The following is a 22,588-nucleotide window of genomic DNA, read 5'->3' as shown; positions in this document are numbered from 1 at the left end:
AATGGATTCGCCTGCCTCATAGCAACCTCCTGAAAAACCGATAAGAGGTCAATATCCTGCAATATATCGCACTTACTCTAATTATTCTGATTATTCTAGTTATTTGACTTACTTAACCTGGCCGGCACGGATGCCCTGTCATCTAAGATGGATCACTTCAAGAATTCCTCGTCCATACACAGCAGGACCTTGGTTGACACACGGCGTTGATTTAATTTTGTTTGTCCCGCAACCAGTAGCCTCGCAGTTAGTGACCCCACAACCAGAGTGCCCGCCAGTCGTTCTCGTCCTCTACAAGTTCATGAGCCTGCAGCCTACCTTCTCGAGTCTGCGTCATCCTGCGCTCGATCTTGCGCGAAGGAGTCTTGCTGGAGAAGATGTGCAGGTTTTCCATGAACGCTCTCGCAATCGCGAGCATTCATGACGACGATGTTTGATTGCGAATCTTCACACGTTACGAGGATGAGCACAGCGGCCACACAGATCGCTCGCACAGTTATCCATGAAGTCGAAAGCGGTAAGCCAACACGGTCTGACCACGAGCGTCTTTACCTTTCACAATCCAGTCCGATTCATCAGCCTCCCCAATGACACCACAGCGGTCCAATCTCGCAACCCCTCATAAAAGGCAGACATTATGTTCTTCGAGAAACTGGATGGAACCCTTTATCTTGCCCTCAAATCTTAGCCACGTGAATTCTCACTAGATCTTGAATGCGGACGGGAGATTCCTCCCGCCAGGTATCTCCGATTAAAAAGAGGGCGGCGCCTTACCAAATAGCTCGTTTAATACCTATAATCCTAATAATTCGACCGTTCATAGTTATTTATGAATTATCTAGTTCCGTCTTTTATAGTTTTATGTCATCATCCTGTGTCAAGGCCTTAGCAAGTAATCACCATCAGAGGTCAGGAGGTTCAGTTGATTGCGCATTATCGAATAGACAGTCGCGTGGTACACGGACAAACAACGACACGCGTCGTTAAGGAACACCCAGTTGACGGAGTCATAATTGTTGACGATGACATTGCTGGCGATGGGTTTATCCAGAAGATATACGCCAGTGCACTGGGGTCTATCCGAATGCTGTGCTTTACCGTGGACAAAGCCGCCCGCAAGCTGCCTGAAACAGAAGCATCTAAAAAGAGCTACCTAATCATTTTTAAGACCACTGAAAGCGCAAGGCGACTTGTCGAAACCGGTTACCGGTTTAAAGGCACATTGAACCTGGGCCCGCAGCCGAATTGCGAGGGTGCGCAGCTGGTTGAAAAGATGTTCTACCTTACCAGTGAGCAGATTGCAGATTTGAATTACTTGGAAAGCGTAGGCACGAACATGATCGTTAACCCAGCTTTCACCACACCCAATCTTTCCTGGAGCACCGCGAAAAACGAGATGGGAGCACGTTAACATGTCGTTTATTCAAATTCTGCTTGTGGCATGCATGTACCACCTGACCAACACGTTCGCTTCAACGGGCGGCATGGTATTTGGTAGGTACACTTGCCAACGACCGCTCGTGGGCGGACTTCTGGTCGGGCTTTTGCTTGGAGATGTGCAGAAGGGACTGGAGCTGGGAATTGCGTTCCAGCTGGCGTATATGGGCGCTTTTGCCGTAGGTGGAGCGGTCACCGTCGATGTGGGAGTGGTCTCCTATCCCATCATGGCCCTTGCGATCAGCAGCGGCTTGGATACGGGCACCGCACTCGCACTCGCTGCGCCCGTCTCGGTGCTTACCGCAAATCTCACTCACGTTATGCGAGCCTTCAACACCGTATGCACCGGAATTGTGCGCAAGGCAATCGAGGAAGTCGATTATCGCAAAATGTTCCTCGGTAACGTGGTGCTCCCTCAGCTGTTCCTTGCAGTAATGAACTTTGCGGTAGTCTTCGTCTTGCTGTACCTGGGAAGCGGAGCTATCGAAAGCTTCCTTGCCGTTGTTCCCCAAAACGTACTCCACGCCCTCAGCTTGCTTGGAGGAACCCTGCCTGCGGTGGGAATGGCTATGCTTCTCAAATTCAATGTGAGCGGCAATTGGATGTTCATCTTCTTCGTGCTGGGATTCATGATGTTCTCTGTTATGAAGATGAGCTTCATAGCCATCGCAATTGCGGCGGCTGCCATTGCTTACCTGTATTACCGAATTGAACAACGAGAAGAGCCCGTATTGGCCCAGGCAGCCAACTTCAACGATGACGAGGAGCTTTAAGCCATGGAAAAGAACATCGCTACTCGCGAGCCGCTGACAAAGGCGGAGCTGAACAAACTCTTCTGGCGTTATCAGCTGCAATATCTGTACTGCTGCAACTTGGAAAACTGGCACGGCAATTGCTACGCGTACGACATGGCCCCGTTGTATCGCAAGTACTACGACAAAGAGGGTCAGCGCGCGGGCATGATGCGCATGATGGACTTCCTGAATACCGAACAGACGACAGCAAGCGTGCTGTGGGGCATTCTCGTTGGCATGGAAGAGCAGAAGGCCCTGGGAGCAGACGTGGACGATGAAATGATCCGCACCGTAAAGTCCTCGCTCATGGGTCCGCTCGCCGGCATCGGAGACAGCTTGATCCAAGCAACGGCGCTCCCTCTCTTGACAACGATCGCCATCTCTTTGGCCGGAACGGGCCCCTATAGCCCCCTCGGCCCAGCGCTTTTCATCGTGGTCACCCCCATTTTGCTGTGGGTATATGCCCGCTTCCTTTTTGACAAGGGCTACGAACTTGGCAAGGAAGCGGTATCGATGCTCATGGGCAAGGCCATGGAAAAGATCAAGGTCGCCGTTCAGCTGTTCGGCATTATCGTAATCGGCGCGCTCTCCGCAAGCTATGTCAAGCTGGCAACGCCCCTTCAATTCGCGGCGTCGGCAGATGCAGACCCCGTTGTAATTCAGGAGATCATCGATGGGGTATTCCCCAACCTGTTGGGCCTTCTGCTTGTAATTGGATGCTGGTGGCTGCTCGCCAAGAAGGGTCTGTCCGTTACCAAGGCCATTTTTGGACTCATGACAGCGGTTGTAGTGCTTGGCCTTATAGGAATACTGTAGGAGATAACTGCAATGCGAGAACTATTTCATCTTGAACCGATCTATAAGTCTTTTGTTTGGGCGGGCAGAAAGCTAATCGACGAATTCGGACTTGATCAAAGTTTGGATAAAATCGGAACGATTTACTGCGCAATCGCCATCCCAGGAGACCTGGATTCGGTAGTACGCGAGACAAATGAGCCTCTTTCTCAGTTCTATGCAAATCATCCAGAAGTCTTTGGTTGCAACGAGCCGGAGTTCCCAGTTCGCATGACGATCACCTGCAACGAAGGTTTCCAATCGTATCAGTCACATCCCGACGACGCCTATGCCCTCGAACACGATGGATGCCGCGGAAAGGTGTCGGGAGCCGTTGCGCTTCGCGAAAGCGATCATGTTGGCACATGGCTATTTGGTCATAAGGCAAGCAGTCGCGAAGAGTTTCGAGCGCTTATCGATGCCAAGGACTGGGACAATTTGTTCAGTGTTCTCGAAGTTAAAGATGGAGACTTTGTGCACACGCCGGCGGGTGTAATCCATGGTGGATGGGGCAGCGGAATTGTAAGCGCCACGTTTGGAACGAACGGAGATTTGACCTATCGTTTCTATGATAACGATCGCAACGACCCGAACCGTCCGCTGGAAATCGAAAAGGTCTGCGATTGCGCCAGCTTCCCAGAGCTGCCATTTTGCTCGAAACACGTTGAGCCGGTAAAAATGGATGACATTCTGCGCTACGACTATTACGACGTCGATGGCGAATATGTTGCCAAGAAGTTCAAAGTGAATGGATCGGGCTCGTATAGCTACGACGGCTTCCTCATCGTGACGTGCGCTGATGGATCGGGAGCCATCGCCAATGAACCCATTGCGAAGGGCGAGACCATCCTCATCCCCTGCAACTACGGCACATTTGAACTCAAGGGTTCTATGGAGCTTATTGCCATCTCCTATAACGAGAAGAACGGCGATAAGGCATGAGGCGTGTCACCATCATCGGCTCCGGCCGCACTGGTCGAGGCATGCTCGGCGAATTGTTCTATTCTGAAAAGAACTTCGACCTAGTTTTTGCCGATATCGATTCAAAGCTGGTCGACACGCTCCGTGAACAGGGATACTACACCGTTGAGCAAAAGAACCTTCTAACGGGAACGATCCGCAAAACGCGAGTGGATAACTTCCACGCCGTCGACGTAAAACGCGATCATGCAGCATACATCGATTTCCTGGCAGAATCTGAAATAGTCGCAACGGCAGTTTTTCCGGAATCGTTCGATGCCGTTGCAGCCGATTTAGCGGAGATGGTCAGTCTTCGGAATAATCGTCATATCGTAGCCCCTGTCGCGGTTATTCTTGGCGGAAACTATGTTGGGCTTAAACCGCGCTTCGATACCGCCATGACAGCCCTGTTGAGCGAACCGGAGAAAGACCACTACAACAAGTACGTCACGCTGATCACTTCGAAAGCCAATCGCAAGGTTGTCTATCCAGATGTTCTTCAAGAAGACGCGTTGGCACTTACCGGCGATGATAAGCCCGTCCTCCAGGTCGATAATGCGTTCCGCTTTGGTCCAGATTGGAATATGCCCTCATTCTTCGAGCCTATCGATTCGTGCGAGCTTGGAATGATTAAAAAAATCTGGAACGAGAATCTGCTTCACTGCTCCCTCGGCTTTATGGGAGCCTATGCAGGATGCGAGACGATTAACCAGATCGCTTCGGATAAGCGAGCATGGGAGCTGGCAAAGTACGCATGGTTTGAAGGAAGGCGCGCTCTGGAACTTGAATATGGCATGCCCATGCCATCCGATAAGGAGGTTCGCGAGACATTCGAGAAATTCACCAGCCCATTCTTTTCCGATCAGATCAGCCGTATTGTTCGTCAACCAATAAGAAAACTGCAGGCAAACGATAGATTCCTTGGCCCAGCGTTCCTGTGCATGAAGCACGGCATCGTCCCCTACTTCATCTTTCACGCAGCGGCATACGGTTTTTGCTACACCGATGAAACTGAGCCGCAATCAGTGCAAATCGCTGAGGTCTTGAAAGAAAAGGAGCTTAGCGCTGCAGTATCAACAATATGCGGCATTAACGAAAACGAAGAGAAGTCTCGCTTTGCAAGGGATATGATTACTGCGGCCATACGCGAGATAACCGCAGGAGATTCCAAACCGCTTATGCGAGTTGGATAATACAATAAAAGAGATGAAAAGACCGGGCGCCGTTAACCAAACGACGCCCCTGTAGTAAACGAGGCCCCCATGTTTTCCGCCACGGTCAAAAGCATGTATCCAAAATTCTCCATGGCTGAAAAAAAGATTGCCGATTACCTACTTGTAAACAGGGGCGAGCTTGCGGATATGACCTCCTATGAGCTTGCGGAGCGTTTAGGCGTCGGACAATCTACCGTCATTAGGTTCTCTAAGAAAATGGGCTATCGCATGTTTGGTGAGCTCATAGAAGACGTCCAACACGCCAAAGGAAGCGTTGAATCGGAAATCGAACCGGAAGACGCCCCCTTCGAGGTTCTCTCCAAACTCGGAGAGCAATACCATGGGTTTATCGACGCGGTTGTCAAAAGCAACGCAGGGGACAACTTTGATGCCGCCGCCCGCTATATCAATAGGGCATCAACCGTCGTTTGCTACGGATATCTCAATAGCCACATCCTTGCCGAATACCTTGGAGACTCACTTGTCGAACTCGGGGTCCAGGCAATAAGTGTCGATGATTTTGTGCAGGCGAAGCGCAGGATTCTTATGCTGGACCCCACACGCGACGTGGTTATTGTGATTTCGAAATCAGGCGAGAAAGCCGAGCCTGTCGGCATTGCCGAATACGCTCAGTCTCTTCATATTCCCGTTATATCGATTTCCGATGCTGCGGGCAATTCGCTGTCTAAAAAATCCGATATCCATCTCAAAATACTTGAAGATGACAACCGTTCCACCCCCGCTCCCGCAATGGGCACATTTGCTGGCGTTTTATTCGCTCTCGACGCGCTAACAATGTGCATATTCCAACTCGATAGAAAAAGGTATCAAAAGAGCTACGGCGAAAGCCTCGTCGCTGCCTTCTCCGCAAGAAGATAACTTCGATTACAACTCGCTCCTCTTGCTGGTCGGTCGATTCAGCTGATCATTTGCCACGTTTTACCCCTCTCAGCATCGCGAGCTATCACAGCTTTAAACCTCATCCCCACCAAGAGCAGCAATTCCTCGTCCAAAAAACCCTTCCTCGTCCAATAACAAGAAAGCCGCGCCCAGCCGTAAAGCCGGACGCGGCTCTGTACGAGAGAGGTGGCGCCGGTGCCTGCCCCCTCCTGTACGTACGCGATCGGGGCGTGCCGGGACGCGGCGGCACGCGGAAGAACCCGCCTTCGAGGCGATGCCGCCTTGATGGCGGGCACGGGCTTTACGCCTGGCGGTAGTGCGCCATGAAGTCGGAAAGGTCCTCCATGCACTCCTGTAGCACGTCCATGCGGGGCAGGTAGACCACGCGGAAGTGGTCGGGCTTGTGCCAGTTGAAACCCTTGCCGGGCACGATGAGGACGCGTTTCTCGTGCAGCAGGTCGAGCGCGAACTGCTCGTCGTTGGTGATGTTGAACTTCTTGACGTCAATCTTGGGGAAGATGTAGAAGGCCGCCTTGGGCTTGACCGCGGTGATGCCCGGGATCTCGTTGAGCGCCTTGTAGACGTACTCGCGCTGGTCGTAGATGCGGCCGCCCGGCACCACGTAGCTCTTGACTGACTGGTGCCCGCCCAGCGCCGTTTGGACAATGGACTGCGCCGGCACGTTGGAGCACAGGCGCATGTTGGAGAGCATGTTGATACCCATGATGAGGTCGCGCGCGCAGCGCTTGTTGCCGGAGAGCACCATCCAGCCGATGCGGTAACCGGCGATCATGTGGCTCTTGGACAGGCCGGAGAACGTGATGCAGAACAGGTCGGGCGCGAGCGAGGCGATGGAGACGTGCTCCAGGTCGTCCATCACCAGGCGGTCGTAGATCTCATCGGAGAAGATCATGAGTTGGTGCTTGCGGGCGATCTCGACGATGCCCTCCAGCACCTCGCGCGGGTACAGGGCGCCCGTGGGGTTGTTGGGGTTGATGATGACGATGGCCTTGGTGCGCGGGGTGATCTTGGACTCGATGTCCTTGAGGTCCGGGTACCACTCAGCCTCCTCGTCGCAAATGTAGTGCACGGGCGTGCCGCCGGAGAGCGTTGCGCACGCGGTCCACAGCGGGTAATCCGGGCTGGGGATCAAGATCTCGTCACCCGTGTCGAGCAGCGCCTGCATGCACAGGTTGATGAGCTCGGACACGCCGTTGCCGGTGTAGATGCTGTCCATGTCCACGTTGGGGATGTGCTTGAGCTGCGCGTACTGCATGATGGCCTTGCGCGCGGAGAACAGGCCCTTGGAGTCGGAATAGCCCTCGCAGTCCGGCAGCTGGTGGCGCATGTCCTGCACCACCTCGTCCGGGGTGCGGAAGCCGAAGGGCGCGGGGTTGCCGATGTTGAGCTTGAGGATGCGAAGGCCCTCCGCCTCCATGCGGCTGGCCTCGTCGACCACGGGACCGCGGACATCGTACAGGACGTTATCGAGCTTGGAGGACTTTTTGAACTCGCGCATGGGGGTGCTCCTTGTGGGTTGCTGCTGGGTGGATTGCGTAGGGGTGGCGGGTGGCACGGCATCGCCTGCAGCCGCCTCGCTTATTGCGGCCTGCTCTGCGATGGCGGGGCCGGCTGCGGGGGCTCCGGGTTCTGGAGCTGCGGCTGCTGAGGCAACGGCGACGGACATGGCACCGCTTGCCGATGCGCCTGCCGGCGGCGATGCCGCGGGGGCCTGTGCCGTAGACGCCGAAGGATCGACCGCCCGCCCTTCTTGGCCTGCAAGCCATTCCTGGTCCACACCCAACACTGACGCGATATCGCGCACCACGTCCGCCCGGGGCATCGTCTTACCGCTTACATACTGGCTAACCTGGCTTTTTCCAAGCTTGATGCCCTGCTGCGCCGCGATACGGATAAGGTCCGACTGTCGCATGTTGCGCTGCTCCAAAGCCTGTACTAAGCGATCGCTGAATATGGTATTGGCCACGTTGACCTCCAATAGTTCAATTTGAACGGCGCTCTAGTTATTGGATCTCTTTACTTGGTTCAATTTAGAGGCAAAGTTCAATTTAGTTGGGAGCATAGCACGGTGCAGAATTGAACTCCTTGAGAATTTGGTTCAATTTGCTTTCCACAAATGCGAACGGCGCGCGAGACACCCCGCGCAAGAAGGCGATTCGGTCACCCGCGAAGGACCGGCACGATTTACCCGTGCAGTTCTTAAGGATAATCGCATCGATTTCAGGTTTTGCCCAGTAGACGCCACATACACCGCGCTTCGCCTAAGGTAGAGCGGCTTGGGGGCGCAAGGTATATACATTGGGGGTAACGAAAATCGATGCAATTATCCTCAACAAGTGCGCAAGGGTACGTGTCGAAAGACGCACCGATCGTTAGCCGGGCACAGAAAAGCGGACCCCCATGGGCCCGCCCCCATGCGTTCAGTTGTTAAAGCGAAGCCGGCGGTAGCAAGCACGCACCCGCCTGCGCTGTCAGACGCTAGATCACGTAGTCGATGCCGCGCGGCGAGCAGCGCAAATCCTCGATGGTGACGCTATCCAGGTAGCCGGTAATCATGCTGTCCAGCTTGGACCACATCCCCACCGTAGGGCAATCTGCCGCGCGCTCGCAACCGCTGCACGTACCATCCAGGCAGGAAACCGGGGCTAAGCTGCCCTCGGTAAGACGCAGGATCTCCCCCGCGCTGTAATCAGACGGGTTGCGCGTAAGACGATAGCCGCCACCTTTGCCGCGCATACCGGACAACATGCCGTTGCGGACCAAGGTCGCCAAGATGTTTTCCAGATACTTCTCGGAGACGCCCTGGCGCTCCGCGATCTGCTTCAAGGGGATACGCCCCTCGCCCTGATGCTCCGCAAGATCGACCATAACGCGCAGCGCGTAGCGTCCCTTTGTGGATACCAGCATTACTTCCACCTTCCGACGTGATTGGTAGCCTTATCCTAGCAGACCGCTGCGAAAGTGGCGCCTCTATCCGTCGGCGGCGCGGTGGACGTTGCAAAAACCCGGACAAGAGGGGTTTTATTCCAGATGAATGGATAGAGCGAAGTACACAGATTGCCCACGCGCCGCCCACGGCTAAAAAAGTACCTCTGACAAGGTATTTTTGTTAACATGCGGTCTCATTTGCCGGCGAGCGCTTTCGGATGCTTGACAGGGATATATGTATAAAGTTAACTATCGATGTCGACTATTACATACTATTCATGTGGGTTATAGGATTTACAGCCAAGTCGCACGATCCGTGCGCGCAGCTACTGCAAGAAGGAGGCTCTCATGAGCAAGGTATACACTTCGATCGACCAGCTTATCGGACACACCCCGCTGCTGGAGGTCACCAACATCGAGGCGGCGGACAACCTGGCCGCGCGCGTGCTGGTAAAGCTTGAGTACTTCAACCCCGCGGGTTCCGCCAAGGACCGCATCGCCAAGGCGATGTTGGACGAGGCGGAGCGCACGGGCAAGATCCGTCGCAACGACGGCTACACCATCATCGAACCCACCAGCGGCAACACCGGCGTCGGCCTGTCCAGCGTCGCCGCCGCCCGCGGCTACCGCCTGATCATCACCATGCCCGAGACCATGAGCGTGGAGCGCCGCCAGCTTATGCGCGGCTACGGTGCCGAGCTGGTGCTGACCGAGGGCCCGCTGGGCATGAAGGGCGCTATCGCCAAGGCCGAGGAGCTGGCGCGCGAGACCCCCAAGAGCATGATCGCCGGCCAGTTTGTGAACCCCGCCAACCCCGCCATCCATGAGGTGACCACGGGTCCGGAGATTTGGGAGGACACCGACGGCCAGGTCGATATCCTGGTTGCCGGCGTGGGCACCGGCGGCACCATCACCGGCACCGGCCGCTACCTCAAGAAGCAAAACCCGCAGGTAGAGGTTGTTGCCGTTGAGCCCGCAGACTCGCCCGTGCTGTCCGGCGGCAAGCCCGGCCCCCACAAGATCCAGGGCATCGGCGCCGGCTTTGTGCCGGAGGCGCTCGACACGTCTATCTACGACAAGATCATGCCCGTGGCCGCAGAGGACGCGTTCGCCGCGGGCCGTCGACTGGGACATGAGGAGGGCGTGCTGGTTGGCATCTCCTCCGGCGCCGCCCTGCACGCCGCCCTTGAGCTTGCCCGCAAGCCGGAGAACGCCGGCAAGACCATTGTCGCCGTCATGCCCGACACCGGCGAGCGCTACCTGTCCACCCCGCTGTTCAGCGAGTAGACTCAACTGGTACCCTTAACAGGCATCCCGCACGTTTTATGAGAAAGGCCCGTATGACCCTCTCCCCCACCTTGTCCGCAAACAGCACCGCAAACGACGCGCCTGCCGCGACCAACGCAGCCGCCGCAGCAGCCGCAACGAACGGAACCGGCCGCAAGAAGCGCGTGCTGGTCGCCATGAGCGGCGGCGTCGACTCCAGCGTGACCGCCTACCTGCTGCTTCAGCAGGGGTACGAATGCGTTGGCGCCACCATGCGCCTGTACGACGCGGGCTGCGCGGGGCGCGGCGAGGGCAGAGCCTGCAACAACGTGGCGGACATTGAGGACGCGCGCGCCATCGCCCAGCGACTGGGCTTTGAGCACCGCGTGATCGACTGCCGCGAAGCCTTTGACCGCGACGTGATCGAGCGCTTTGTCACCGCCTATGAGCACGGCCTCACCCCCAACCCCTGCGTGCTGTGCAACCGCGTGATGAAGTTTGGCGCGCTGCTGGACTTCGCCGACCAGATGGGATGCGACTACATTGCGACCGGCCACTACGCGCAGGTTGTTCACGTGGACGAGGACGGCGAGACCCTCGCAAGCGACGACGCCGCAGGCAAGGGCATCTACCTGCTCAAAAAAGGCGTGGATACCTCCAAGGAGCAGAGCTATGTGCTGTATTCGCTCACGCAGGAGTGCCTCGCCCGCACGTTGTTTCCACTGGGCGGCCTTGTCAAAGAGCGCGACGTGCGCCGTATTGCGCAGGAGCAGGGCTTTGCCAACGCGCAAAAACGCGACAGCCAGGGCATCTGCTTTGTGCCGGACAACGACTTCGCCACGTTCATAGAGCTGCGCCGCGGGCAGGCGCTACCCGAGGGCGACATCGTCAATGCCGCAGGCGAGGTGCTGGGCCGCCACCACGGCGCCATCCGCTACACCATAGGCCAGCGCAAGGGCCTGGGCGTGGCGCTGGCGCACCCGGTGTTTGTAACGTCTGTGGACCCTCAGGCAAACCGCGTCGTCTTGGGCGAAAGCGAGGACTTGATGTCGCGCGCGCTGGTTGCGGACGATTGGGTTTGGAGCGCACCTGCCAGCCGTATGGAGGCGGCGCTTGATCGCGCGGGCGATGCCGGCGTACCCGTGACCGCCAAGGTGCGCTACCACCAGCAAGACCAGCCGGCCCGCCTAATGCGCGGCGATGATCCGGGCAGCTACCGCGTGGTGTTTGATCAACCGCAGCGCGCGATCGCCCCGGGGCAGGCCGTGGTTGTCTACCATGGCGACGTTGTCCTGGGCGGCGGTACCGCTGTTGCAGCTGAGAAGTAGCTGCGGGCAGGACAAAGACGCGAGGCGCTCCTCCTCGTCCAAAAACGCAAAAAGGCGCCGCGAGCGAAGATGTGCTCGCGGCGCCTTTGCCGTTGCTACAAGACGGACTGTCGAAGCAGAAGGATGAACAGACTGCTCTAGGCGGTCTACTTCATGATCTGGCGGAACATGCCCATGACGTCGTCATAGGTGGCCTCGCGGGGGTTGCCCGGGAAGCAGGCGTCGGCCATGGCGTCCTTGGTGAGGGTGTCCAGCTCGTCCTCGGTGATGGCCTCGCAGACGGTGGGGATGTTGACGTCGACGGAGAGCTGCTTGACGGCGGCGATGGCGGCGTCGGCGGCCTCGTCGGTGCTCATGCCGGTGGTGTCGACGCCCATGGCGACGGCTACCTTAGCCAGGCGCTCGATCACGACGGGCTTGTTGAACTCCATGGCGATGGGCAGCAGCATGGCGCAGGCGACGCCGTGCGGGGTGTCGAAGTGCGCGGAGAGGGTGTGGGCCATGGAGTGGTCGACGCCCAGGCCGACGTTGGAGAAGCCCATGCCGGCGATGTACTGGGCGAGCGCCATGCCCTCGCGGCCGGAGCCGGGAACGCCGCTCTTGGCCTCTGCCACGGCGTCGCGCAGGTTCTTGGAGATGAGCTCGATGGCCTTGAGATGGAACATGTCGCTCATCTCCCAAGCGCCCTTGGTGGTGTAGCCCTCGATGGCGTGGGTGAGGGCGTCCATACCGGTGCTGGCGGTGAGGCCGGCGGGCATGGTTGCCATCATCTCGGGATCGACCACAGCGACCTCGGGAGCGTCGTTGGTGTCGACGCAGACGAACTTGCGGACCTTCTCGACGTCGGTGATGACGTAGTTGATGGTGACCTCCGCGGCGGTGCCGGCGGTGGTGGGCACGGCGATGGTGAACACGGCGTGGTTCTTGGTGGGGGCGACGCCCTCCAGCGAGCGCACGTCGGCGAACTCGGGGTTGGTGATGATGACGCCGATGGCCTTGGCGGTGTCCATGGCGGAGCCGCCGCCGATGGTGACGATGGAATCGGCCTCGGCAGCCTTGAAGGCCTCGACGCCGTCGGTAACGTTCTGGATGGTGGGATTGGGCTTGATGTCGGAGTAGACGCTGTAGGCGATGCCGGCCTCATCGAGCAGGTCGGTGACCTTGGCGGCGACGCCGAACTTCACCAGGTCGGGGTCGGTGCAGACAAAGACCTTCTTGTAGCCGCGACGGGTGAGCTCGCCGGGGATCTCCTGGATGGCGCCGGCGCCATGATAGGAGATGGTGTTGAGAACGATGCGATTAGCCATGATGTTGCCTCCGTGCATAGATATATAGGGAGCACAGCGCCGTTTGGTGCAGCCGTTTGGGTGCGCTGCCTTTTGGGTTTGCCGCTGCTTGGCGCAGCTGTGGGCTTGCGACTGACTGGGCGCGCGGTGGTCCCGCCAACGTTTTGCATTCTATATCTCTGCGGCACCTTAAATTAGTTCACGAGGCGTGAATCCCGTGAACGTAGCCTGCTGGGCGCTGAAGTGCCATTGGCACCGGTTAACGCTTGCCGTGACCGTGGTGGCCATGGTGGCCGTGGCCGCGATCGCCGGGGTGCTCGCGATCGATGAACATTATGCCAAACGCCACAAACAACAGCAGCGTGCAGATGGCGATGGACTGCAGGCCCCAGCGCTCGAGCGACCAGTTGCCCAGCACCGCACCCAGCACAAAGCACGCGATGACGCCGGCGTAGAGCAGCGCGTTGATAAGGAAGCCACGCTCATGGTTGAGGATATAATCGTCCACATTTTGAAGAGCGCTGCGCAGGTTGCCTATGCACATGGTGGTGGCGATTCCTCGTCCATGTATTTTGCGGAACGATTCCACCTGCATGCCGCACGCGAACGAGGTGAGGCTGTTGGCCAGCAGGTTGAGGCCTGGCCCCATGAACGCCACACCCAAAAGAATCAGAGCCTCGATGAAGATGGAGACCTGGCGCCAGTGCAGCACGCTGCCCAGACGGGCGTGAATCATGTCCGCCAGCATGATGCCCAGCGCGAACGAAATCACGGGCAGCAGGTAGCGAACGGAGAGGTCGAGGTTGCCCTGCGACAGATGCACGCCGAACAGCAGGATGTTGCCGGTTTGCGCGTTGGCGAAGACCTGGTCGCGGCCCATGTAGGAGTACACGTCCATGAAGCCGCCCACCAGGGAGAGGATGATGCCGAGCTCGATTGACTCGGATATCTGCCGTGCTCGCTCCATTACCTTCGCTTCCTTTGTGACGCCGCGCGGGGCGCCGCCGTTGTGGCGTCGTGCGGGGCGCCGCCGTTGTGGCGTCGTGCGGGACGGCGCCGCCGTTGTTGTACCGCACCATACTACCCCATGCGCACGCGTCTAAGAGAGGGACAATATTTGTTAACGTCCGTTTCCTTAAAATGGCGCACATGCCCGGCGCACGCCCAACGCATAGCCAGATATGTCCCCCAGCGACGCCCACGGCATGCCCCGGCTCATCCTTCGCACGCGCAGCTTTAGCCCGCTAGCGTCTAGACAAGGTGCATGCGCGATTCCGGCGACCCATCGAAAGGCCCATTTGTAAGGCCCCGGTAAAGAGAGTTTGGGCAAAGCGTGTCGACGACCTGTATATGGCGTGTCGAAACCGTGTTGTCAAAGAAAAGCGACGGATGTTAGAGATAATACCGTTGACAAGTACAGGTTCATACCTATACTGCCAGTAGGTTATTCAAGAGGCCTCGGCCCAAGCACAAGGAGGTGCAGCCATGGACGTTCCCAGTAGTAGATCCGGCGATGCCGGCTATCGATTGCGCGCATGGCATGCCTCCAACGCGTGCGCTTAAGGTGAGGCCGCGTTAAAGCGAGGCCGCAATAAGGATTCCTCGTCCAAAGAAGCTTTGCCCAAAGGACCGCCAAGCTAATAATTCCTGTTCGAAGGCTCCTCGTCCAAAAACGCCTTAATTGAAGCGCGCCGAATTCGAGACACTGTAACGTAATCGATGTGCTGATAGCATCCACCAACTAAATCCGTAGGGTACGCGTGCGTCTGCGAGATGCGGCGCATCGAGCATCCGTTACGCCGCCCGTACGCCGTTTGTGGCACGGTGTCGGCCGGCTACGGAGCCAAGCCCAACTACCAGGCAGCCCCAGCGCTGCGACCATCACGTGCGCCAATGCGCCGCCCCGCTCGACACGGGGGCGAACCGACGTTGGCGCGAGGATTAGGAGGTGCGATATGTCCAAGTTAACCCGCACGATTCATCAGCTCCACCAGCTGCGCCGCCAGCAGAAGAACGTTCAGACTAGCGAACTCGACCGTCTGGTGGTCTATGCGGCGACCCACCGACCCGGCGATGTCTTTGGCCAGCTCGATACCGGCGAGGCCGGCCTGGACCCCGAGCTTGCCCGCGACCTCACCGGCGTCTACGGAAAGAACGTGGTGGAGGAAGAGCGCCACGAGCCCAAGTTCAAGCGCGTCGCCGCTGCTTTTGTGAGCCCGTTCACGCTGATCCTGGCAGCGCTGGCGGCGGTCTCCGTCTACACCAACGTGGTCATGGCGGCGCCCGGCGAGGCCGATCCCTCCACCGCCATCATCATCGGCATCATGGTGCTGATCTCCGGCGCTCTTCGCTACACGCAGGAGTCCAAGAGCGAGAGCGCCGCCAGCGCCCTCAAGAACATGGTGACCACCACCTGCTGCGTGATCCGCGGCGGGGACGCGGGGCGCGAGATCCCCATGGAAGACGTGGTGCCCGGCGACATCGTGAAGCTCTCCGCCGGCGACATGATCCCGGCCGATGTGCGCATCATCACCGCCAAGGACCTGTTTGTGACCCAAGCGGCGCTCACCGGCGAGAGCGAGCCCGTTGAGAAGACGGCCGAGCCCGTCGAGATCGAATACCACGGTCGCGGGACCTCGATTGCCATCGACGACTGCACCAACATCGCATTCTCCGGCACCACCGTGCAGAGCGGATCGGCTACCGCCGTGGTGCTGTGCACCGGCAAGCACACTTATCTGGGCAAGGTCGCCCGCGCCCTGGAGGTCAAGCCCACGCGCACCAGCTTCGACGTTGGCGTGGCGGCGGTGTCGCGCGTACTGGTGGCGTTCATGCTGATCATGTGCCCCATCGTCTTTGTGGTGAACGGCATTACCAAGGGTGACTGGCTGGATGCGCTGCTGTTCTCCATCTCCATCGCGGTGGGCATCACCCCGCAGATGCTGCCCGTCATAGTGACCACCTGCCTGGCCCGCGGCGCCACCAACATGTCGCGCCAGGACGTGATCGTTAAGAACATCAACGCCATCCAGAACCTGGGCGCCATGGACGTGCTGTGCACCGACAAGACCGGCACCCTCACCCAGGACAAGGTTATCCTGGAGCGCCACATGGACGTCCACGGTCGCGATGACGACCGCGTACTGCGCCACGCCTACCTCAACAGCTTCTTCCAGACGGGACTGAAGAACCTTATCGACGTCGCCGTGATCGAGAAGATGGATGAGCTGGCAGCGGCCGATCCTGCGCAAGCGGGCATGAGCGAGCGCTACACCAAGGTGGACGAGATCCCCTTCGACTTCGAGCGTCGCCTGATGAGCGTTGTCGTCGCCGACCGCAGCGGCAAGACCCAGCTGATAACCAAGGGCGCCGTAGAAGAGGTGCTGGGCATCTGCACCTGCGTGGAATACGACGGGCAGGTGCTGCCGCTCACCGACAATCTGCGCGATCGCGTGCTCGAGCGCGTCCGCGGCTTCAACGACGACGGCATGCGCGTGGTCGCCGTGGCGCAGAAGACCAACCCCCGCCCCGTCGGTTCCTTCTCGACCGCTGATGAAAGCGACATGGTGCTCATAGGCTACCTTGCGTTTCTCGATCCGCCCAAGGAGAGCGCCGCTGCAGCCGTCGCGCGCCTGGCCGAATACGGCGTAGGCGTCAAGGTCCTTACCGGCGACAACGAGGGCGTCGCGGCGGCGGTGTGCCGTAAGGTGGGCATCGACCCCTCCGGCATGCTGCTGGGCAGCGAGGTAGACGGCCTCACCGATGAGGAGCTCGCCGCCCGCGCCGAGGGATGCCAGCTGTTCGCCAAGCTCTCTCCCCTGCAGAAGCAGCGTGTGGTAAGCGTGCTGCGCGAGCAGGGCGGGCATACCGTGGGCTTTATGGGGGACGGCATCAACGACGCCGCGGCCATGCGCGCCAGCGACTGCGGCATCTCCGTGGACACCGCCGTGGACATCGCCAAGGAGTCCGCCGACATCATCCTGCTGAAGAAGGACCTCATGGTCCTGGGGCGCGGCATCATGGAGGGACGCCGCACCTACGGCAACACCATCAAGTACATCAAGACCACCGCGAGCTCCAACTTTGGCAACGTATTCTCCGTGCTGGTCGCCAGCGCCTTCCTGCCGTTTTTGCCCATGACCGCCCTGCAACTGCTGCTTTTGGGAGTAGCCTACACCGTCTCCTGCACCGCGATCCCCTGGGACAACGTTGACGAGGAGTTCCTGCGCGAGCCCAAGACCTGGGACGCCAAGTCCATTGTCTCGTTCATGCTTTGGCTGGGCCCCACCAGCTCCGTCTTCGATATCCTCACCTACGCCGCGATGTTCTTCATCATCTGCCCCATGGTGGTGGGAGCGCCCTTCGCGCAGCTAGCCGACCCCGCGCAGATCGCCCTGTTCGCCGCGGTGTTCCAGAGCGGTTGGTTTGTCGAGTCCATGTGGACCCAGACCTTTGTTCTTCACATGCTGCGCACCGAGCACGTCCCCCTTGCGGGCAGCCGCCCCGCGGCCTCGCTCACCGTGCTCACGCTCGCCGGCGTCGCCGTGGTGACCGCGCTTCCCTACGTGCCCGGCCTGGGAGCGGCACTTGGCCTGAGCCCGCTGCCGCTGCCCTTCTTTGGGCTGCTCTTTGCGTGCATGGCGCTCTACCTGCTGCTCTGCGGCGCGGTCAAGGCCCTGTACGTACGCCGTTACGGAACGCTGCTGTAGCCGCCGGACAGCCAGACCCCGCATTCGACGTCCGCATATCCCATCCATCAGGCCCCTTTCCCCTTGAAAGGGGCCTTTCTTGCGTGGATTCAACCGTTTAGCAGCCGCTCGTCCAACCATGCGAGAGCAATTCTCACGGATAATCGCATCAATTTCGATTTCCTTCGAGTAGCCCAGCAATTCCGAGCTTAAAACCGCTGGTATTGAATTGCTACACTTCTTGTATAGAAAGCGCTTTTCAAATTGGATGCAATTATCCGTAAGAACCATATGCGAATCCGACAATCATTCAGTCACGAGTCTCCAAAAAGTCCAGACACCCTGAAAGCAGCGGCGGCCGCGCAAAAACGCACCTCCGAAGCGGATCGCGCGCCTCGTCAACCGTCCAGCACCGACCAATCGGTCAATATTGTCTGTCTTAGCACCTTTTCAGCATCCGCCATCCTGCTACTAGGCGGATTCTGGCGAACGCCAAGCTTTGATCCCAAATGCGATGCAAACAGATCAAACTTCTCCTCGTCGCTTATCTGCTTATAGGTGATTCGCAGCACGTCGTTCCCCATATTCTCCAATGCTAGAGCCCGGTCATCATCGCTCTCAGAAACCTCCGCTCCGCTATGGGTCATTCCTCCCTGACACTCGACTATCGTCGTAGGATGACGAGCAGTCACAAGCCAAGTGAGGTCACCCTCCGCATACGAAAGGCCGCATATCGTGCGTGCGTCCTCGCTTAAATCGATCCTGAAGTTGTTTTGCACGCCACTGAAGCCGCGTCCGCCAAGGCGGCGCGGCGCGCAAAGCAGCATAGAGGCACAGGCTTCAAACGGGCTTCGAGTCACTCCCGTCACGTAGCGCATCGCTTGAGCGAGCTTCTTTCTCCCGCGAACACCCTTCCCCCTATCGATAAACTCATGCACTTGATCCATGGTCAGCAAAGGCGGCCTCTGCCAAAGCCCGCTTGGATTTCCCTTGGCATCACGAACCATCTTCCATCCACCATCAAACTCCCACTCGGGCGCGGGCGGCAGACCCCTGCACGCTTCCTCAAGCACCTGCGTGGGGGTAAAGAACGTAAACTTCCCTACGAACTCATAGAGCAGCATTGCAAGCTGGATTGGCGAGAAGCGATATGCCAGCATGAGCAGCGTAAGCAGTGGCGAGGTCACGGAAACATCATGCGGGCTCTCGAGAATCGAGCCCGTGGGCAGCGGCCCGTCCCATCGGTGCGGCTTGACCAACGTAGAGTGCAAAAGGCTTCTCCTGGTGTCTAGCGCATGGATCGGCAGGCCAAAAATCTCCGACACCGTTGGGCTTCCGCGCAGCTCGCTGCGACCAAACGGTGTATCGAAGTCGGGTAGGTTCGGCATCATGTAAAGGTATCGCGGTGGGACGCGATAGAGCTTCAACGCCGATATGTCACAAAGTATCTTCTCCATTCCCAACACCCCCATATCCAAAACCCTAATCCGTATTAAACGGGCAGGACCATACGGACGGCAAGCGGGCATTGTCCATCGTTTAACGGTATCTACCTGCTGCTATCCACATATCCATCGATAGATTGGAGCAAGCAATTTGTAAGAAAGGGCGCATATCCCAAGAGATACTTGTGAACAACGGCTACTGAGAGTCACCCCTTTGGGACCATGCAAACCGAAAACGAAAAACTCGAGAATTCACGTCAACACGGTTCTCGCGGATAATCGCATCGATTTCGGTTTTCCTCGAGTAGCCCAGCAATTACGAACGTAAAACAGCTGGTTATAAATTGATATGTTTCTTGTATACAATTCAGTTTTCAAAATAGATGCGATTATCCGTAAGAACCTTGCCTTTCAAAATCGCCCCGATCGGCAAAAACCCGCGCAACTCGCGCGGAGGGCCGCCGTGCTTAGTGGGCCCGCGGTAGCTCAGCCTGCTACTATGCTGCAGAAAGCACATAGCACACAACGCGCGCCATCCCGAAAGGACGGACATGCAGGCCATCATCTTCGACATGGACGGAACCCTCATCGATACCGAGCGCGTAAGCCAGGCCTCCTGGCGCGCCGCCGCGGCGGACCTGGGCATCGAGATTCCCGAGCGCATCTTGCACGCATTCGTGGGCCTCTCTATGAAAACCGCCCACACCATGATCGACGATGAGTTTGGCGATCCCGCGCTTACCGACCACCTCTTCGCGCGACGCAACAAGATTTACAGCGACACCTGGATTGACCAGCTGGAACTCAAGCCCGGAGCGCGAGAGGCCATCGATGCCGTGCACCAGCGCGGACTCAAGTGCGCCCTGGCAACCTCCAGTGAACGCGACCGCGCGCTGTTCTGCCTTGAGCACTTCGGCCTCGCGGAGGCATTCGATGCGACCGTTTTCCACGAGGACATCGCACATCCCAAGCCAGCCCCAGACGTCTACCTCACCGCTGCAGAGCGCCTGGATGTCCCCGCGCACGAATGCGGCGCCGTGGAAGACTCCTTCAATGGCATCCACGCTGCAACGGCGGCGGGCATGGCCGTTTTCATGGTCCCGGACTACAACGCCCCCACGCCGGAGATCGAAAGCCTCTGCACCGCGGTGCTTCCGTCGTTGACAGAGCTTCCCGGCGCGATCGATCTTCAGCTCACGGACTAACCGCATCGCGAGCGCCCTACCAAAAAGCAAGCAACCCCGCCAAGCGCTGGCAGCCCTATCTTCAGGGCCGCGGGAGCCGGGCGACCCATCATGCCCCAACCCTCGCCGCCTGTATCCGTTTTGCGCGAGACGCCCATGCGGCGCAAGCGGCGCCGCGGCTGTCGTATCCTTGTAGCATTCAACCTGCAAGGAAAGCGAGCTCCATGCCAAAGCAGACCAAGAACCCATCCCACAAGCCATCGCATGGCGAAGGCGCAAGCCGTCCCCGCAAGGCCTCGTCCTCCAAGAAGGCGGCTCGCGCGAAGAGCCCCGTGCCCAAGAAGGCAAACGTCAACGCAGGCGCCAACAACACAAGCACCGTCGGCGCCGCACGCCCGTGGCGCCCGGGCCGCGAGAAGTTTCTACCCGTGACCCGCGCGGACATGGAAGTCCACGGCTGGGATCAGTGCGACTTTGTCTACATCTGCGGAGATGCCTATGTGGACCACCCCAGCTTTGGCATGGCCATCATCACCCGAGTGCTCGAGGCGCACGGTTACCGCGTGGGCATCATCTGCCAGCCCGACTGGCGCGACCCCGCAAGCATCCAAGTCCTGGGCGAGCCGCGCCTGGGCTTTCTCGCGTCCGCCGGCAACATGGACTCCATGGTCAACCACTACTCGGTCACCAAGCACCGCCGGCACACGGACGCCTACACCCCCGGCGGCGTCGCTGGCGCGCGTCCCAACCACGCGGTCGCGGTCTACGGCAACCTGATTCGCCGCGTCTACAAGAACACGCCCCTCATCATCGGAGGCATCGAGGCGAGCCTGCGCCGCCTGGCCCACTACGATTACTGGTCGGATAAACTCAAGCGCTCCATCCTTCTCGACTCCGGCGCGGACCTTTTGATCTACGGCATGGGCGAACATGCGGTGGTGCAGATCGCCGACGCCCTGGACGCCGGCTTGCCCGTGGACCAGATCACCTACGTGGACGGCACGGTCTACCGCACCTCCGGCGAGGGAGCGCTCGACCAGGTCTTTGATTACGAGCTGCTTCCCTCTTGGGACGAGCTCGAAGCCGACCGCCTGGCATATGCCCGCAGCTTCAACGTGCAATACCGCAACATGGACCCCATCACGGCAAAGCGCCTGGTGGAGCCCTATCCCAACGGGGTGTACGTGGTGCAAAACCCGCCTTCTGCCATCCTCACGGACGCAGAGATGGACGAGGTCTACGAGCTGCCCTACGCGCGCGACTGGCATCCGGACTACGACGCGGCGGGCGGCGTGCCCGCGTTTTCCGAGGTAAAGTTCTCCATATCGTCCAATCGCGGGTGCTTTGGCGAGTGCTCGTTCTGCGCGCTCACGTTTCACCAGGGGCGCGTGCTGCAGACCCGCAGCCACGACAGCATCGTTCGCGAGGCGCGCGAGCTGACGCGCGACCCCGAGTTCAAGGGCTACATCAACGACGTGGGCGGCCCCACGGCGAACTTCTTCCGCACCGCTTGCGACAAGCAGCTCAGGCACGGCGTATGCCAAAACCGTCGCTGCCTTTGGCCCACGGTGTGCCGCAACATGGTGGTGGACGAAAGCGGCTATACGGCGCTGCTTCGCGATCTTCGCCATCTGCCCGGCGTGAAGAAGGTCTTTGTGCGGAGCGGCATCCGCTTTGACTACACCATGGCCGACGCCAGCGACGAGTTTTTGCGCGAGCTGCTGCAGCACCACGTGAGCGGCCAGCTGCGCCTGGCACCCGAGCACGTGAGCGATGCGGTGCTCTCGGTCATGGGCAAGCCGTCGAGGTCGGTTTACGACGCGTTTTGTCGACGCTTTGACGCACTCAACCGCGAGTACGGGCTGGAGCAATACGTGGTGCCGTACCTGATCAGCAGCCATCCCGGCTCGACCATGAAGGAAGCCGTGGAGCTTGCCTGCGCGGTGCGAGACATGGGATACATGCCCGAGCAGGTGCAGGACTTCTACCCCACCCCGTCGACCATGTCCACCTGCATGTACTACACCGGCGTCGACCCACGCACCATGAAGCCCATCTACGTGGCGCACGACCCGCACGAGAAAGCCATGCAGCGCGCGCTGATCCAATACCGCAAGCCCGAGAACTACAAGCTGGTCCGCGAGGCGCTTGAAAAGGCCGGCCGCCAGGACCTCATTGGCTTTGACAAGAAGTGCCTAATCAAGCCGTATCCGCCCAAGGCGAGCGAGCTTACAGGAGACAAGGGCGCCTCGCGCGGCGCCGGCGGCCGCAGCGACAACGGCGGCACTTCGCGCGGCAGGGGC

17 protein-coding genes are annotated in these 22,588 nt (G+C 58.9%); 11 read left to right on the top strand and 6 right to left on the bottom strand.

Annotation, left to right across the window (positions count from 1 at the left end):
* Positions 1-247: 247 nt before the first annotated feature.
* Positions 248-394, bottom strand: coding sequence for a hypothetical protein (locus tag HMPREF9452_RS11840; RefSeq protein WP_156786183.1), 147 nt, complete (start codon positions 392-394; stop codon positions 248-250).
* Between the two features lie 528 nt (positions 395-922).
* Here HMPREF9452_RS11840 and HMPREF9452_RS07635 point away from each other — a divergent pair.
* From HMPREF9452_RS07635 to HMPREF9452_RS07610, 6 genes are all read left to right on the top strand, one after another.
* Complete coding sequence (locus HMPREF9452_RS07635; RefSeq protein ID WP_009141561.1) at positions 923-1,411, top strand: PTS sugar transporter subunit IIB; 489 nt, start codon at positions 923-925, stop codon at positions 1,409-1,411.
* Position 1,412: 1 nt separating this feature from the next.
* Positions 1,413-2,210 (top strand): PTS sugar transporter subunit IIC, encoded by a 798-nt coding sequence (locus HMPREF9452_RS07630; RefSeq protein WP_009141560.1) that lies wholly within the window; start codon positions 1,413-1,415, stop codon positions 2,208-2,210.
* A 3-nt stretch (positions 2,211-2,213) separates the two neighbouring features.
* Positions 2,214-3,047, top strand: coding sequence for a PTS system mannose/fructose/sorbose family transporter subunit IID (locus HMPREF9452_RS07625; RefSeq protein ID WP_009141559.1), 834 nt, complete (start codon positions 2,214-2,216; stop codon positions 3,045-3,047).
* Positions 3,048-3,059: 12 nt separating this feature from the next.
* The gene (locus HMPREF9452_RS07620) at positions 3,060-4,007 is read left to right on the top strand and encodes a class I mannose-6-phosphate isomerase (RefSeq protein WP_009141558.1); all 948 of its coding nucleotides are present in this window, start codon (positions 3,060-3,062) and stop codon (positions 4,005-4,007) included.
* Entirely contained in the window at positions 4,004-5,218 is a 1,215-nt protein-coding gene (locus HMPREF9452_RS07615; RefSeq protein ID WP_009141557.1) for a mannitol dehydrogenase family protein, read from the top strand. The genes HMPREF9452_RS07620 and HMPREF9452_RS07615 overlap by 4 nt, the downstream gene beginning before the upstream one ends.
* Positions 5,219-5,287: 69 nt before the next feature.
* Positions 5,288-6,118: a MurR/RpiR family transcriptional regulator gene (locus tag HMPREF9452_RS07610; RefSeq protein WP_009141556.1), complete on the top strand. Its 831-nt coding sequence runs from the start codon at positions 5,288-5,290 to the stop codon at positions 6,116-6,118.
* Between the two features lie 322 nt (positions 6,119-6,440).
* Here HMPREF9452_RS07610 and HMPREF9452_RS07600 read toward each other — a convergent pair whose 3' ends face one another.
* Positions 6,441-8,126, bottom strand: a complete 1,686-nt coding sequence (locus tag HMPREF9452_RS07600; RefSeq protein WP_009141555.1) for an aminotransferase class I/II-fold pyridoxal phosphate-dependent enzyme — start codon at positions 8,124-8,126, stop codon at positions 6,441-6,443.
* A gap of 512 nt (positions 8,127-8,638) precedes the next feature.
* Complete coding sequence (locus HMPREF9452_RS07595) at positions 8,639-9,067, bottom strand: RrF2 family transcriptional regulator (RefSeq protein ID WP_009141554.1); 429 nt, start codon at positions 9,065-9,067, stop codon at positions 8,639-8,641.
* A 369-nt stretch (positions 9,068-9,436) separates the two neighbouring features.
* Between HMPREF9452_RS07595 and cysK the strand changes: the two genes are divergently transcribed.
* Entirely contained in the window at positions 9,437-10,375 is a 939-nt protein-coding gene (gene cysK, locus HMPREF9452_RS07590; RefSeq protein WP_009141553.1) for a cysteine synthase A, read from the top strand.
* A gap of 53 nt (positions 10,376-10,428) precedes the next feature.
* Positions 10,429-11,682, top strand: a complete 1,254-nt coding sequence (mnmA, locus tag HMPREF9452_RS07585; RefSeq protein ID WP_009141552.1) for a tRNA 2-thiouridine(34) synthase MnmA — start codon at positions 10,429-10,431, stop codon at positions 11,680-11,682.
* Between the two features lie 146 nt (positions 11,683-11,828).
* Here the strand turns inward: mnmA and fucO are convergent, their stop codons facing one another.
* Positions 11,829-12,989 (bottom strand): lactaldehyde reductase, encoded by a 1,161-nt coding sequence (gene fucO / locus HMPREF9452_RS07580; RefSeq protein ID WP_009141551.1) that lies wholly within the window; start codon positions 12,987-12,989, stop codon positions 11,829-11,831.
* A 238-nt stretch (positions 12,990-13,227) separates the two neighbouring features.
* Entirely contained in the window at positions 13,228-13,935 is a 708-nt protein-coding gene (locus HMPREF9452_RS07575) for a YoaK family protein (protein WP_009141550.1), read from the bottom strand.
* Between the two features lie 988 nt (positions 13,936-14,923).
* Between HMPREF9452_RS07575 and mgtA the strand changes: the two genes are divergently transcribed.
* Positions 14,924-17,677, top strand: coding sequence for a magnesium-translocating P-type ATPase (mgtA, locus tag HMPREF9452_RS07570; RefSeq protein WP_009141549.1), 2,754 nt, complete (start codon positions 14,924-14,926; stop codon positions 17,675-17,677).
* A gap of 377 nt (positions 17,678-18,054) precedes the next feature.
* On the opposite strand, the gene HMPREF9452_RS07565 is transcribed toward mgtA, so the two are convergent.
* A complete protein-coding gene (locus HMPREF9452_RS07565; RefSeq protein ID WP_040362637.1) occupies positions 18,055-19,113 on the bottom strand; it encodes a hypothetical protein in 1,059 nt (352 codons plus the stop codon).
* Between the two features lie 539 nt (positions 19,114-19,652).
* On the opposite strand from HMPREF9452_RS07565, the gene HMPREF9452_RS07560 reads away from it, so the two are divergent.
* Both HMPREF9452_RS07560 and HMPREF9452_RS07555 read left to right on the top strand, forming a co-directional pair.
* Positions 19,653-20,306, top strand: coding sequence for an HAD family hydrolase (locus HMPREF9452_RS07560; RefSeq protein WP_009141547.1), 654 nt, complete (start codon positions 19,653-19,655; stop codon positions 20,304-20,306).
* Positions 20,307-20,509: 203 nt separating this feature from the next.
* Positions 20,510-22,588, top strand: a 2,079-nt coding sequence (locus HMPREF9452_RS07555) for a YgiQ family radical SAM protein (RefSeq protein WP_009141546.1), incomplete at its 3' end; no start/stop codon positions are given.

Source organism: Collinsella tanakaei YIT 12063 (genome assembly GCF_000225705.1).
Lineage (GTDB): Bacteria > Actinomycetota > Coriobacteriia > Coriobacteriales > Coriobacteriaceae > Collinsella > Collinsella tanakaei.
Note: the sequence above shows the minus strand (reverse complement) of the source record. Positions and strands in the feature narration are given on the sequence as shown.

What these genes read in the sequence shown, in the direction of transcription:
- HMPREF9452_RS11840 (WP_156786183.1), bottom strand. Translation starts at nt 394, where the DNA reads ATGGAAAACCTGCACATCTTCTCCAGCAAGACTCCTTCGCGCAAGATC.
- HMPREF9452_RS07630 (WP_009141560.1), top strand. Translation starts at nt 1,413, where the DNA reads ATGTCGTTTATTCAAATTCTGCTTGTGGCATGCATGTACCACCTGACC.
- HMPREF9452_RS07625 (WP_009141559.1), top strand. Translation starts at nt 2,214, where the DNA reads ATGGAAAAGAACATCGCTACTCGCGAGCCGCTGACAAAGGCGGAGCTG.
- HMPREF9452_RS07620 (WP_009141558.1), top strand. Translation starts at nt 3,060, where the DNA reads ATGCGAGAACTATTTCATCTTGAACCGATCTATAAGTCTTTTGTTTGG.
- HMPREF9452_RS07615 (WP_009141557.1), top strand. Translation starts at nt 4,004, where the DNA reads ATGAGGCGTGTCACCATCATCGGCTCCGGCCGCACTGGTCGAGGCATG.
- HMPREF9452_RS07610 (WP_009141556.1), top strand. Translation starts at nt 5,288, where the DNA reads ATGTTTTCCGCCACGGTCAAAAGCATGTATCCAAAATTCTCCATGGCT.
- HMPREF9452_RS07595 (WP_009141554.1), bottom strand. Translation starts at nt 9,067, where the DNA reads ATGCTGGTATCCACAAAGGGACGCTACGCGCTGCGCGTTATGGTCGAT.
- cysK (WP_009141553.1), top strand. Translation starts at nt 9,437, where the DNA reads ATGAGCAAGGTATACACTTCGATCGACCAGCTTATCGGACACACCCCG.
- mnmA (WP_009141552.1), top strand. Translation starts at nt 10,429, where the DNA reads ATGACCCTCTCCCCCACCTTGTCCGCAAACAGCACCGCAAACGACGCG.
- fucO (WP_009141551.1), bottom strand. Translation starts at nt 12,989, where the DNA reads ATGGCTAATCGCATCGTTCTCAACACCATCTCCTATCATGGCGCCGGC.
- HMPREF9452_RS07575 (WP_009141550.1), bottom strand. Translation starts at nt 13,935, where the DNA reads ATGGAGCGAGCACGGCAGATATCCGAGTCAATCGAGCTCGGCATCATC.
- mgtA (WP_009141549.1), top strand. Translation starts at nt 14,924, where the DNA reads ATGTCCAAGTTAACCCGCACGATTCATCAGCTCCACCAGCTGCGCCGC.
- HMPREF9452_RS07565 (WP_040362637.1), bottom strand. Translation starts at nt 19,113, where the DNA reads ATGGAGAAGATACTTTGTGACATATCGGCGTTGAAGCTCTATCGCGTC.
- HMPREF9452_RS07560 (WP_009141547.1), top strand. Translation starts at nt 19,653, where the DNA reads ATGCAGGCCATCATCTTCGACATGGACGGAACCCTCATCGATACCGAG.